General features: G+C 39.8%; 14 protein-coding genes and 1 pseudogene. 10 read left to right on the top strand and 5 right to left on the bottom strand.

Annotation, left to right across the window (positions count from 1 at the left end):
• Positions 1-23: 23 nt before the first annotated feature.
• The gene (locus ACK2WI_RS16420) at positions 24-935 is read left to right on the top strand and encodes an NDP-sugar synthase (RefSeq protein WP_409151611.1); all 912 of its coding nucleotides are present in this window, start codon (positions 24-26) and stop codon (positions 933-935) included.
• A 90-nt stretch (positions 936-1025) separates the two neighbouring features.
• Positions 1026-1712 carry a TIGR02117 family protein gene (locus ACK2WI_RS16415; RefSeq protein WP_409151610.1) on the top strand — a complete coding sequence of 229 codons (687 nt, stop codon included), beginning with the start codon at positions 1026-1028 and terminating at the stop codon, positions 1710-1712.
• A gap of 51 nt (positions 1713-1763) precedes the next feature.
• On the opposite strand, the gene ACK2WI_RS16410 is transcribed toward ACK2WI_RS16415, so the two are convergent.
• Positions 1764-2321, bottom strand: coding sequence for a thioredoxin family protein (locus ACK2WI_RS16410; protein ID WP_093101525.1), 558 nt, complete (start codon positions 2319-2321; stop codon positions 1764-1766).
• Between the two features lie 192 nt (positions 2322-2513).
• On the opposite strand from ACK2WI_RS16410, the gene dnaK reads away from it, so the two are divergent.
• Both dnaK and ACK2WI_RS16400 read left to right on the top strand, forming a co-directional pair.
• Positions 2514-4433, top strand: coding sequence for a molecular chaperone DnaK (gene dnaK / locus ACK2WI_RS16405; RefSeq protein WP_409151609.1), 1920 nt, complete (start codon positions 2514-2516; stop codon positions 4431-4433).
• Between the two features lie 191 nt (positions 4434-4624).
• The gene (locus ACK2WI_RS16400; protein ID WP_093101522.1) at positions 4625-4981 is read left to right on the top strand and encodes an MmcQ/YjbR family DNA-binding protein; all 357 of its coding nucleotides are present in this window, start codon (positions 4625-4627) and stop codon (positions 4979-4981) included.
• A 7-nt stretch (positions 4982-4988) separates the two neighbouring features.
• Here the strand turns inward: ACK2WI_RS16400 and ACK2WI_RS16395 are convergent, their stop codons facing one another.
• The 3 genes from ACK2WI_RS16395 to ACK2WI_RS16385 are packed head-to-tail and all read right to left on the bottom strand — an operon-like array spanning position 4989 to position 7013.
• The gene (locus ACK2WI_RS16395; RefSeq protein ID WP_409151608.1) at positions 4989-5672 is read right to left on the bottom strand and encodes a LytR/AlgR family response regulator transcription factor; all 684 of its coding nucleotides are present in this window, start codon (positions 5670-5672) and stop codon (positions 4989-4991) included.
• Positions 5665-6735, bottom strand: a complete 1071-nt coding sequence (locus ACK2WI_RS16390; protein WP_409151607.1) for a sensor histidine kinase — start codon at positions 6733-6735, stop codon at positions 5665-5667. Before ACK2WI_RS16390 ends, ACK2WI_RS16395 begins: the two co-directional genes overlap by 8 nt.
• A gap of 35 nt (positions 6736-6770) precedes the next feature.
• Positions 6771-7013, bottom strand: coding sequence for a hypothetical protein (locus tag ACK2WI_RS16385; protein WP_409151606.1), 243 nt, complete (start codon positions 7011-7013; stop codon positions 6771-6773).
• A 424-nt stretch (positions 7014-7437) separates the two neighbouring features.
• Here ACK2WI_RS16385 and ACK2WI_RS16380 point away from each other — a divergent pair, with 424 nt between their 5' ends.
• From ACK2WI_RS16380 to ACK2WI_RS16365, 4 genes and pseudogenes are all read left to right on the top strand, one after another.
• Complete coding sequence (locus tag ACK2WI_RS16380; protein ID WP_409151605.1) at positions 7438-7602, top strand: hypothetical protein; 165 nt, start codon at positions 7438-7440, stop codon at positions 7600-7602.
• Positions 7603-7629: 27 nt separating this feature from the next.
• Positions 7630-8385, top strand: a pseudogene (locus ACK2WI_RS16375) (PCMD domain-containing protein); the annotation flags it as partial.
• Positions 8385-8882, top strand: coding sequence for an outer membrane beta-barrel protein (locus ACK2WI_RS16370; protein ID WP_409151604.1), 498 nt, complete (start codon positions 8385-8387; stop codon positions 8880-8882). The pseudogene ACK2WI_RS16375 and the gene ACK2WI_RS16370, both read left to right, overlap by 1 nt.
• Complete coding sequence (locus ACK2WI_RS16365) at positions 8872-9138, top strand: hypothetical protein (RefSeq protein WP_409151603.1); 267 nt, start codon at positions 8872-8874, stop codon at positions 9136-9138. Before ACK2WI_RS16370 ends, ACK2WI_RS16365 begins: the two co-directional genes overlap by 11 nt.
• A gap of 105 nt (positions 9139-9243) precedes the next feature.
• Here the strand turns inward: ACK2WI_RS16365 and ACK2WI_RS16360 are convergent, their stop codons facing one another.
• Positions 9244-10206, bottom strand: a complete 963-nt coding sequence (locus ACK2WI_RS16360) for an isopenicillin N synthase family dioxygenase (RefSeq protein WP_409151602.1) — start codon at positions 10204-10206, stop codon at positions 9244-9246.
• A gap of 268 nt (positions 10207-10474) precedes the next feature.
• Between ACK2WI_RS16360 and ACK2WI_RS16355 the strand changes: the two genes are divergently transcribed.
• Both ACK2WI_RS16355 and ACK2WI_RS16350 read left to right on the top strand, forming a co-directional pair.
• Positions 10475-10921, top strand: coding sequence for a MarR family winged helix-turn-helix transcriptional regulator (locus ACK2WI_RS16355; RefSeq protein WP_093101528.1), 447 nt, complete (start codon positions 10475-10477; stop codon positions 10919-10921).
• A 22-nt stretch (positions 10922-10943) separates the two neighbouring features.
• Positions 10944-13370 carry a 3-hydroxyacyl-CoA dehydrogenase NAD-binding domain-containing protein gene (locus ACK2WI_RS16350; protein WP_409151601.1) on the top strand — a complete coding sequence of 809 codons (2427 nt, stop codon included), beginning with the start codon at positions 10944-10946 and terminating at the stop codon, positions 13368-13370.
• Positions 13371-13403: the final 33 nt, after the last annotated feature.

Here is a 13403-nt window from a genome sequence, read left to right as displayed (position 1 = left end):
AGTACTAAACAAAAATTTACATTATGGGAAAACCAACTTTGGTGGTTCTAGCAGCGGGAATGGCTAGCCGTTACGGTTCATTAAAACAAGTGGATGGTTTTGGTCCACATGGAGAAACAATTATAGATTATTCCATTTTTGATGCGATCCGTGCCGGTTTTGGAAAAGTAGTTTTCATTATCCGTGAAGAATTTGAAGCCGTGATGCGTGAGAAATTTGACGCCAAGCTTGCCGGTAAAATCGACGTAGCGTATGCTTTCCAAGATTTTAACTTGAGAAAATTCGGAATTGATAAAGATATTGAACGTGCTAAACCTTGGGGTACTGCCCACGCTGTAATGAGTGCAAAAGATGAGGTTGATGGACCTTTCTGTGTAATCAATGCGGATGACTTTTATGGTTATGACGCTTTCAAGAAAATGGCTGATTTCCTAACCAATGAAGCTGATGATAAGCACATGTCTTTGATGGGGTTTGCATTGGGTAATACCATGTCTGACTATGGATATGTTTCTCGTGGTGTATGTGAGGTAACTCCGGAAGGCCATATGGCTTCGGTTACTGAAAGAACGAATATCTATTATGATGGTGCTGATGGCGACAAGAAAATTGTATTCGAGGAAAACGGTGTGAAAAATGAATTGCCAGCTGATGCTCGTGTATCGATGAACTTCTGGGGATTCACGCCTAAGATCTTTGATGTAGCGATGGAGATGTTCCCTAAGTTTGTGGAAGAGAATGGCGATAATCCTAAATCAGAATTCTTTATCCCTTCTGTTCCTGATTATATGGTTAAAAAGGGACAAGCGGACTTTAAGGTAATCCCGACATCTTCGAAATGGTTTGGTGTAACCTATATGGAAGATAAGCCAATCGTACAAGAGAGTATCTCGAAATTGGTTGCTGACGGTGAATACCCTCAGAAATTATTTTAAGACCAAGTTTTAAAAATATATGGAATGGCAGGCTTCGTCCTGCCATTTGTTTTTCCACAATATTGATATCTTTATTTCTTTAATCGATCTATGATGAAGAAAGTTATGATGAGCCTTCTCTATGTTTTTATTGGATTAATCGTGTTTGCAGGTCTTTACTTTGCTTCGGATTATATCTTATCCAGGATTCCTGCAAGTAATGCGGATGGTAAAGGTGAGAAGAAGGATATTACAGTCTATGTGCTTTCCAATGATGTGCATACCGATATTGTTCTCCCTATTCGGAATGAATTACAAGACTGGACGGAAGTATTCCCCATTGAAAACAGTAAGGGCAAGGACATGAACCAACAATTCGTTTCAATAGGTTGGGGAGATAAGGGTTTTTATCTGAATACACCGGAATGGAAGGATTTGACCTTAAAGACGGCCTTGGTAGCAGGATTAGGGATTGGAGAGACTGCTCTGCACGTCACTTATTATAAGAATATGGTTGAAGATGATCTGTGTTATAAGGTTCAGATCGATAGTAATCAATACAAAATCTTAAAAACTTATGTGTTGAATTCGCTCGATTTGGGCAAAGATGGAAAACCTATTTTGATTGAGACGGATGCGCAATATGGCCCTGATGATGCTTTTTATGAAGCGAAGGGAGCCTATAGTTTATTTTATTCTTGTAATACTTGGACGAATGCTGCTTTGAAAAAGTCGGGAATGCCTTCAGGTCTGTGGACTGTCTTTGATAAAGGGATTTTGAGGCACTATAGGGATTAAGGTTGGATTGGTCTTGTCTGAATAAAAAAAAGCTGCAAACGCAGCTTTTTTTTATTCAGACAATAATTTTGTCAATTCTTTTTGGATTTCAACGCCTTTATCTTCGTTGTACCATCTTTGGATATTTTCTTTGATTTCCTCCATCGATTTACCTTCAGCTTTTTGCGTTTCGAAGATTTCTTGAAGTGCATCTGGACGTGGCCCCCAAACCACTTTATCATGCCCTACATCATTACGGATGATCAATTTTGGAATGGATTTTCCGCCGTTGGTCAAGTAATCGTCGATTAAATAAGGTTCAGTATCGCGAAGCTGGATATCTAAGTCAATAAAAGGATTGTCCTTTACGATTTTATAGATCTGAGCTACGGAGTGTGCTGCATCCCCACACCAAGGTTCAGTGATTAAGATCCAGTGTTGTGGATCTTTGATGTTTTCAATGCATACTTTCATTTCTGCTGATGGTTCAAATTTTTTCAACCATCTGTTCATTCTGGACCAATTGAGTTTAGAGTAACTTAAATAGTCAGGGTTAGATGAGTATGCTTCGTGTTTTTCGGTATTGTTTAAGATATCCTCGAAGTAACTCTGGTATTCGTCAAAAGTCATGTTGGATTAATTTTTCCAAAAATACATATATTTCCAATATTTGAGAAAAAATGACAGAATGTCACGCTCAAATGACAATTCCTTGCAGATTTTTCCGACTTTGGAATGACAAAGGCAGATAAAACCGTTTGGCATAAGCGTTGTTAATAAAGAATAAGTAATCATTAAACATTAAAGAAAACACAACAAGATATGTCAAAAATTATAGGAATCGACTTAGGAACTACCAACTCATGTGTAGCCGTAATGGAAGGTAATGAGCCGGTAGTTATTGCAAACAACGAAGGCAAGCGTACAACTCCTTCAGTTGTTGCATTCGTAGCAGGCGGGGAACGCAAGGTTGGTGATCCAGCAAAACGTCAAGCCATCACAAATCCACAGAACACGATCTACTCGATCAAACGTTTCATGGGGGTTACATATAATGAGGCTAAAGACGAAATCGATAAAGTTCCTTATAAAGTAGTAAAAGGCGACAATGATACTCCACGTGTTGAAATTGGCGACCGTAAATATACTCCTCAAGAAATCTCAGCAATGATTCTTCAGAAAATGAAGAAAACTGCAGAGGATTACTTAGGACAAGAAGTTTCTCGTGCAGTAATTACTGTACCTGCTTATTTTAATGACGCACAACGTCAAGCTACTAAAGAAGCTGGTGAGATTGCAGGTTTGAAAGTAGAACGTATCATCAACGAGCCTACAGCAGCAGCATTAGCGTATGGACTTGAGAAAGCAGACAGAGACATGAAAATCGTTGTTTTTGACTGTGGTGGTGGTACCCATGACGTTTCAGTATTGGAATTAGGTGATGGTGTATTTGAAGTAAAATCTACTGATGGTGATACGCACTTAGGTGGTGACGACTTTGATAACGCAATCATTAACTGGTTAGCTGATGAGTTTGCAGACGAAAACGGTGGATTGGACTTGAGAAAAGACCCAATGGCATTGCAACGTTTGAAAGATGCTGCTGAGAAAGCGAAAATCGAGTTGTCAAGCACTACTTCTACAGAGATCAACTTACCATATATCACTGCAGATGGATCTGGTCCTAAGCACTTAGTTCGTTCTTTATCACGTGCTAAATTTGAAAGCTTAGTAGGTCCACTTATCGAACGCACTATCGAACCTTGCCGTACAGCATTGAAAAATGCAGGATTCAATACTTCTGATATCGACGAAGTAATCCTAGTAGGTGGTTCAACTCGTATCCCAGCAATCCAAGATGCTGTTAAGAAATTCTTTGGAAAAGAACCTTCAAAAGGTGTTAACCCAGATGAGGTAGTAGCATTAGGTGCTGCAATCCAAGGTGGGGTATTGACTGGTGAAGTAAAAGACGTGTTGTTATTAGATGTAACTCCACTTTCTTTGGGTATTGAAACTATGGGTGGTGTAATGACCAAATTGATTGAGGCCAACACAACTATCCCTACTCGTAAATCAGAAGTATTCTCTACCGCGTCAGACAATCAACCATCTGTTGAGATCCATGTATTACAAGGTGAAAGACCAATGGCTGCTCAGAACCGTACTTTAGGACGTTTCCAATTGACAGACATTCCTCCTGCACCTCGTGGAATCCCTCAAATTGAAGTAGTATTCGACATCGATGCTAATGGTATCATCAAAGTATCAGCAATCGACAAGGCTACTGGTAAAGAGCAAAACATTCGTATCGAGGCTTCTTCAGGTCTTTCTGACGAAGAGGTTAAGAAAATGAAACAAGAAGCTGAAGCAAATGCAGAAGCGGATAAAAAAGTAAAAGAGGAAGTAGATAAATTGAACTCTGCTGATGCCTTGATCTTCTCAACTGAAAAACAATTGAAAGAATATGGCGATAAAATCTCTGCAGATAAAAAAGCACCTATCGAATCTGGTCTTGAGAAGTTGAAAAAAGCACATGCTGACAAAAACTTCGCAGAAATCGAAACTGCATCTACTGAATTGAATGCTGCATGGAGTGCTGCATCTGAAGAAATGTACGCTGCATCGCAACAAGGAGCTGGTCAACAACAAGCTCAAGGTGATGCTGGTCAAGCAAACAATGGCGGAAACCAAGGTGGTGGCGCTGATGACGTGCAAGACGTAGATTTCGAAGAGGTTAAATAAAACATTAAGTTTACCCCCTTATATTAAAAAAGGAGTTGCCTGGAAATGGTCAACTCCTTTTTTAGTATCTAGTAGGAAGTATTTAGTATTTAGACCTTGGGGATGGATAAATATGGATATAAATCATTATTTTGTTATATCTAAATACTAAATATTTAATATTAAATACTAAATACTAAATACTACTACCCATGAACATCGAAGAGCTTAGGGATTATTGCATTGCGAAAAGGGAAAGCACAGAGGAAACTCCATTTGGACCGGATACTTTGGTTTTTAAGGTTCTGGGGAAGGTCTTTCTTCTGGTGGGATTGGATCAAGTAGATCAACTTAGTTTCAATGTGAAGTGTGATCCTGAGTATGCGGTTGAATTAAGGGAGAAATACGAACATACGGTTTTACCTGGTTATCATATGAATAAAAAACATTGGAATACGGTACATGCAAACAGGCAACTGAATGACCAAAAACTATTTGAACTTATCGACCATAGTTATGAGCTAATCGTACAAGGATTGCCTAAGAAAGATCGCGAAAAATTGGCGTGATTGATTGCTAAAGCCTGAACTTTTCCTTTACTTCTTCAAGATAACTTCCGCCAATTGGAATCTCCCTGTCTTCTATCCAGATAGAATGACGGTCGAGTTTATTGATCTTGTTCATGTTGATGATGTAAGATCGATGGACCTGTAAAAAGGAATCATCAGCCCATTCGGATAAAAACTCCTTAATGGTCATCCTTGCCAATACCTCACGACCTTCCAGAATAAACCTAATATAATTTCCAACGGCTTGAAGCGCCAAAACTTCCTTCAAATCAATCTTTATCATTTGGTACCCATCCTTGACAAATAAGGTCGGGTTATTGTCGATGACGCCCTTCAGTTCCAAAAGCTCTTTTGCCCTTACCACTGCCTTTTCAAAGCGATCGAAGGTATAGGGCTTCAGTAGATAATCTAAGGCCTCCAGCTCAAATCCAGATAGGGCATATTCTGAATAGGCAGTAGAGAAAATCACAAGTGGTTTTTCTTCTAAGCCTTTGAAAAGGTCGATTCCGTTGATGTCGGGCATACGTACATCCAAGAACAACAATTGCACCTCATTTTGTTGTAGGTATTCTTTAGCCTCTAGACCATTCAAGAATTGCTTTTCTAAATTCAGGTACGGAATCTGATCGGCATATCTTCTAATGATATCTAGTGCAATTGGTTCATCATCTATGGCAATGGCTTTAATCATTTTCGTTGATTTTGGAGGCTATTTCCGAATGTGGGACTTCATCGAGGTCAATCGTCAGAAACACAAAATACTCTTGTTGGTTTTGTTCCATCACAAGCATATAGTGGTCTGGATAGGTTAGGTCCAATCTGGACTTTACATTTTCTAATCCTATTCCGGATTTAGTCCTTTCCAGGTCGGTCCCTGTACTTTTGTGGATGCTATTGTAAACGGAGAACTTCAATTGGCCATCAACGACATCCGCATTGACCTTGATCCAGGAAGGTTTACTCATACTGATGCCATGCTTGAAAGCATTTTCCACAAAGGGGATCAGGAGCATGGGGGCAATATACAGACTGTCCAGGCTGTCAATGATATCCTGCTCAATCTTGACGTTAGGGACATTCTCCGTCCTAAGGCTTTGGATCGCGATATATTCTTTCAGGTAACTCAAATCGCGAGAAAGGGGGATTTGATCCTGTTGGTTTTCGAAGATCAGAAAGCGCATCATTTGGCTCAGTCGTTGCACGGAGTCGGCAGTACGGCTAGCATTTTCCTGCAAAGCTATCCCATAGATGCTATTCATTACATTGAACAGAAAATGAGGGTTAACCTGTGATTGCATCAATTTGTATTCTGCTGCGGTCTTGCCCAAGTCTTTTCGCAGGTAGTCGATGGTCTTTTTGTCAGCTCGATATCGAAAAAAGTAGAGATAAGTCGCCAAAATCACTACTGAGGCAAATAAAGCCCCAACAAACAGGATCTTGTCGCTGTAGCGACCATGAATAAGTTGCACGAGGATCAGGAATGGGATGAAAATAAGGATTGCACTTAATATGCTTATCAATACATACTCCACTTTAGTGATCTTCTTTTTGACCAATAGCTCCAATAAGGAAAAGTTGTTCAAAGCATAGATCAGGTAGCCAAATGGAGCGTAAAGGAATAAAATGGCCAAATGTCTGTGTATGGTAAGTGAGATTATAAAGAATACTATAGACATCCCGATAACAAAGAGGAATTCAGTAATGAATCTCCTGAAGGTCATTTTATGGTTGGATTTAGTGCTGCTTACATTCATAATCGAATTATAAAATTATAAAAAAGAAAATAGTATTAGCCTAAAGAGGTTTTTTCTTGAGAATAATTGACCGAAAGAATCGGAAAATTGAGAAACTCATGCTGCTGATTTGGCAAGATTTCCAGATTGGGATCTATAAGTTGAATGATTCCTTGAGGATACTCTTCCTGTAAATTGAAATAGGATTCAATGGGATGAAAGGGTGCCTCAGGTGCCTGGTTTTGGTAGTTCATTTCAAATATGCTGGTCAATAATCGGATTAGATAATAAAACATCATAGCTTTTCAATTTTCTGCCTTTGTTTATTCCTAACACAATAATATTGAAGAATTTGATTGCCCCTAAATTTTTGTGATGAACCTATGGAATGAAATGATGAATCATGTTTTTAATGTAAAAAAGATGAATCAAACGGTAATATAGTTGGCGGAAATAATCGAAACGGGTCAAATAATTCTATCTTTTCCAATCATTTGGATATCTACCCATTTGAATATCTACTATACGTAAGTTAAAAACATGCCGCAATCAAAATTTATTTAGGCCCTATGGGGGGGCGTGTTCTTTATTTCAAGCTGTATTAAAGACGAGGCGAAAAACATGGAAGCTGATATTACTCAGGTTTCTATCGCCGATAGTTTGATTAATGTCAAACCTATCATCAACAACAGAAATGTTGTAATCTATGTCAAACCTTGAAAAGTGGATCTAAAGGAATTCGCTCTTGATTTTGACTTAACGCCTGGCGCTACTTCTCAACCTGCTGCAGGCTCTGTCCTAGATTTTTCTGCCCCTGTATTTTATGAGGTTACATCGGAAGATGGACAGTACACAAAACAGTATTCCGTGACCTTATTGGAGTCTTAGGTTCCTGAAAAGTTCGATTTTGAACTATTCAAGCATGATGAGCAGAAGAAGTGGATTTATTTCTATGAGGATGTCGAAGGTATCCAGCAAGAACTTTGGGCTTCGGGAAACTCGGGTTTTGCCTTGACCGCTGGTTCGAATCCTACTGAAAAATCTTACTCAACACAAGCCACCGATGATGCAAAATATGTGCAATCAGGTAAATACGCCGCTTATTTGGAAACTAAATCTACTGGTTTCTTGGGTTCGTTGGTTAAGAGACCTATAGCAGCCGGTAACTTGTTTATTGGTTCCATGTTCACGAAAAGTATCATTGATATCCAAACCCGTTTTGGTCTTCCATTTAATAAGATCCCGGTTTCTATGACAGGTTATTATAAATATGAGCCTGGTAAGAAAGTGATTGACATGAATGGCAAAGAAGTGAATGTAACTGATGAATGCGATATCTATGCGGTATTATTTGATCGTGTTGCCTTAATGCAAGCTACTGCAAATGATAAAGTGGATGCAGGAAGAACTTGGTTGAACGACAAAGATGTGTTGACTAGTCCGCATATCATCGCCCTTGCACAACTGAAGGAAACTTCTGCAACAAAAGGTGATGGCTTGGTGAAGTTTGATCTCCCATTTGAATTCAAGAAAGAATATAGCCAAAGAGATGCCGACGCATACCGTTATAGCATTGCCGTAGTGCTTTCTTCCAGCAAAAATGGAGCAATTTTCCAAGGAGCTGTTGGAAGTAAGTTAATTGTAGATGAAGTGAAAATCAACGTAAGATAATGAGATTAAGTAAAATCGAGATAAAATACGCTCTATTGAGTGTATTAGGTTTATTTTTTGCCTTGAACCTAAATGCGCAAGCATTAGAGCTAGGGAAATTTAGAGTAGATGCTGAGCTAGGAACTAAGATTGGCGGGGCATCTCCTTTGGGCTTGCCCGTAGAAATCCGCAAGATCAATGGTTTCAAACCTGCTTTGCCTTTCTTCGTAGGAGTGAAAGTTGATTATGGCATCGATGATAAATGGGGCGATCGCTCAGGACTGATCTTTGAAGGAAAAGGAATGAAAACAGAGGCTACCGTTAAGGGCTACAAAACCACATTTAATGCGGATGAAGATCCTTCTCAAAATGTTAGAGGCTATTACTACGGCGATATCACCACCAATGTAGAAAACCTATACTTCACCATCCCTGTAATGGCGACCTATCAATTAAATCCAAGCTGGCCCCTATGTTTCCATGGCTGTACAGCGCAAATTTTATGGAATGGCAACTGATGGCTATATCCGTGATGAAGTGCCCACTGGAGAAAGAGTCGGAATCGTAAATGCCGCTTACGATTTCAAGAGCCAGATTAGGAAAGTAGATGTTGGAATGAGCGTTGCAGGGAAATATGACTTTGCAAAACGTTATTATGCGACCGCACAATTTGACTATGGCTTCAACAGCATTATGAAAACTGGCTTCGAAAGCATCAGTTTCAATATGCACAATATCTTTATGAATGTTGGAGTAGGAGTGAGGGTTTTTTAGAAGAGATTAATAGATATGAGATTTGAGATATTAGAAATGTCCATCCTTAATTAGGTTTGACAGTTTTCTATCTCAATACTCATATCTCAATACTCATATCTCTCCTTACATTTTAAGTCCGATCTCTCTCAATCGCTCATCCAGATATTCGCCTGCTGTATAGTCTTCGTAGGCTTTAGGATGTTCTGCGTCGATACATGAATCCAATGAAGCCAAGCTCATGGTTGATTTTGGATGCAAGAAGAATGGAACTGAATATCTTGAAGTTTTCATTAACTCTCTTGGCGGGTTTACGACACGGTGGGTTGTCGATTTTAATTTGTTGTTGGTCAATCGCTGCAACATGTCACCTACATTCACGACGATATCTTCACCTTTTGCTTTGATAGCAAACCACTCACCATCTTTCGTCAATACCTCCAAACCATCTGCGCTAGCACCGATCAATAGGGTAATCAAATTGATATCCTCATGAGCACCTGCGCGCACCGCATCCGCTGGAATTGCATCAGGGTTCTCAATTGGGAAGTAATGGATAGCACGTAAGATAGAGTTACCATTGATCACGAATTTTTCGAAATAATCTTCAGGTAATTCCAGGTAAGTCGCAATTGCTTTCAGCAAGTTACGGCCCGCATCTTCCAGTTTTTTGTAAATCTCCGCAGTTACAGCATTGAATCTTGGTAGTTCGCTCACCTCAGGATTATCCGGGAAATCCACTTTCGAATACTCTTCACCAACGATCGTTTGACCTCTTTGCCAAAACTCCTTCAAGTCCGGAGTTTTCGAGTCTTTCGCTTTTTCTTTTCCTTTTGAAGTATAGCCACGCTGTCCAGCTAGTTCAGGAAATTCATATTTATCCTTGATTTCTGCAGGTTGGTCGAAGAATTCTTTCACTACTTTATAGAGCTCATCGATCAGTTCATGCGATAGGCCATGGTTGGCGATGGTTACGAATCCCGTTTCGTTGAATGCCTTGCCAATATCCGCAACAAATTGTTCGCGTTGTTCAGCACTGCCCTCGGTATAGTGCGTCAAGTCTAATCTTGGAATATTTACTAATGCCATGTTTCTTTTGTTTGATGCAAAGTTAATGTAATAATAATATTGAAGAGTAAAAAGTGTTTATAACCTGTTTTGTAATATTTGTAATACCTTGAGTTACAGTTTTTAAAAGTTATCAACATTTATCATTTTTAGTTCCAGAATACCGAATGTGAATTATTATAATCTAATTGTGTCAAGTATTTATTAAAAAATCACAAAACAGTTTGATTTATCAATTGTAAAATTTAAATTTGTTATGCTTGCATAATAAATGTTAGAAAACCCGAATATGAGCCAAGACAATACCATCGACTATTTTTTAAAGACGGCATGGCAAACAGTTGCCAACAAGTACAATGTAATCGCCTCTCAGCATGGTTTCACTCAAGCTGCTGGCTATATTTTGATCAATATCCATAAGGAAGGCACGCCAGTGTCACAGATAGCAAACTCTACCGGTGTCAAAACCACTTCCTTATCGCGCGTATTAAACAATTTGGAATCCCTTGGCTTTATATATAGAGAGACCAGTGATACCGATAAACGTTCGGTAAAGGTCTACCTCACAGAGTTGGGCCAAGAGAAAAGGAAGATTGCCAAGGACGTTGTCAGAGAATTTAATGAACATTTAAATACATCTTTTTCAGAAAAAGAAAAAGCCACACTAGTCAAGTTTTTAAAGAAAATAAATGAAGTAGCCACAAACTACTCCCCAGTAATACAAATTGAACCATAGGAAATTAGAAAATATACGTGATATGAATAGAAATATTAAAAAAGTAGCTGTATTGGGATCCGGAGTAATGGGTTCTCGAATTGCTTGCCACTTTGCTAATATAGGTTTAGAGGTATTGCTTTTGGACATTGTTCCGAGAGAGCTGTTGCCTGCAGAAGAAGCAAAAGGCTTAACATTGGAAAGCCCTGCTGTCCGAAATCGTATTGTGAACCAATCTCTGGATACGGCAATCAAGTCAAACCCTGCACCTTTATATAGCAAATCCTTTGCTACGCGTATTTCAACAGGAAACTTTGATGATGATATGAGCAAGATTGCTCAGGCAGATTGGGTAATCGAGGTGGTTGTTGAGCGTTTGGATATCAAAAAATCTGTTTTTGATAAAGTTGAGCAGTTCCGTAAACCAGGAACATTGATTACAACCAATACTTCTGGTATTCCGATCCACCTGATGGAAGAAGGACGTTCTCAAGATTTCAAAGAGAACTTCTGTGGTGCCCACTTTTTCAATCCGCCGCGCTACCTTCCTTTATTGGAGATTATCCCTACCAAGGATACCAAAAAAGAAGTCGTGGACTTCTTGGTAGCCTATGGAGATAAAATGCTAGGTAAAACCGTAGTACTATGTAAAGATACGCCTGCCTTTATCGGCAACAGGATCGGGGTTTACTCCATGTTGGCCGTAACACATCTAATCGAAAAATTAGGACTTACTGTAGAGGAAGTCGATAAATATACCGGACCAGCTATGGGGCACCCTAAATCAGCAACTTTCCGTACAGCGGATGTGGTTGGTTTGGATACCTTGGTGAATGTAGCTAAAGGTCTGGAGCAAAATGCTCCTAACGATGAAGCAAAAGGAGTATTTGTACTTCCTGAGTTCATCAGCAAAATGGTTGAGAACAAATGGTTGGGCGAAAAGACCAAAAAAGGGTTCTACGAAAAGGTTAAGGATGACAAAGGAAATTCTGAAATCCTTTCCCTTAACTTGAAAGACCTGACTTATGGTCCGCAACAAAAAGTTAAATCTTCAACCTTGGAAGCAACCAAACCTGTTGAAGATATCCGTAAGCGCATGAAAGTTTACGAACAGGGAACAGACAAAGCCGCGGAGCTTTTCCGTGCGATGCATTATCCTTTGTTTGAATATGTATCCAACCGTGTGCCTGAAATCACGGATGATTTCTTCCGTATCGATGATGCCATGCGCGCAGGATTCGGATGGGAAATCGGTCCGTTTGAGGTATGGGATGCACTAGGTGTTAAAGAAACCCTAGAAAAGATCAAAAAAGTAGAAAAACGTCTTCCTGGACAGTCTGGTGAAGTTGCTCAATGGGTAAAAGATATGTTAGATGCAGGATTTGATAGTTTCTATAAAGTAGAGAATGGAGTTCGTCATTATTATGATATTGCTTCCAAATCCTACAAACCAATCCCTGGAACCGAAGAGTTGATCGTATTAGACCACATCCGTGAAGCTAAGACCATCTGGAAAAACTCTGGAGTTTCCATCATCGACCTGGGCGATGGGATCATTAACTGTGAATTCCATACCAAAATGAACACCATCGGAGGTGATGTCATCCAAGGTTTGAATAAAGCAATTGATCTAGCGGAAAAGGAATACCGTGGTTTAGTTATTTCCAATGATGGCAAGAACTTCTCGGCTGGTGCCAATATCGGTATGATCTTTATGATGGCTGTTGAGCAGGATTACGATGAGTTGAACATGGCCGTTAAGATGTTTCAAGACACTTCGATGCGCTTGAGATATTCGGCAATTCCAGTAGTTGCAGCACCATTTCAATTAGCATTGGGTGGTGGATGTGAGTTCTCTATGCATGCCGACTTTGTACAGTTGCATGCCGAAACATACATGGGCTTGGTTGAGTTTGGTGTAGGTGTTATCCCAGGTGGAGGTGGATCCAAAGAATTTGCCCTAAGAGCATCCGATGATTACCGTCCTGATCAGATCGATCAAAACTTTATGAAAGATCGTTTCTTAACCATTGGCCAGGCAAAAGTATCGACTTCAGCCGTAGAAGCCTACGAATTAGGTTATTTACAAGAAGGAAAATATGCCATCACAATGAACCGTGCTCGCCTATTAGCTGATGCCAAAGCCAAAGCACTTGAGTTAGCCGACGCAGGATACGTTCAACCGGCACATCGCAAAAACATCAAAGTACTAGGAAACCAAGGTCTCGGAATAGTATACGTAGGAGCATCCTCTATGGAAGCCGGACACTACATCTCCGAACACGACAAACTGATTTCCGAAAAACTAGGTTGGGTAATGTGCGGCGGAGACCTATCCGCTCCTAACGAAGTCGACGAGCAATACCTTCTAGACATGGAACGCAAAGCCTTCTTGGAGCTCTGCGCCACCCGCAAAACCCTAGAAAGAATTCAAGCGATGTTGACGACGGGGAAACCTTTGCGTAATTAGTCTTTAGGGATTTGAGATATGAGATATGAGATC

The sequence above is a fragment of the Sphingobacterium sp. BS-2 genome, from assembly GCF_046161205.1.
In the GTDB taxonomy this organism is placed as follows: domain Bacteria; phylum Bacteroidota; class Bacteroidia; order Sphingobacteriales; family Sphingobacteriaceae; genus Sphingobacterium; species Sphingobacterium mizutaii.
The sequence above is the reverse complement of the archived record's forward strand: the minus strand, read 5'-3'. Positions and strand labels throughout refer to the sequence as shown.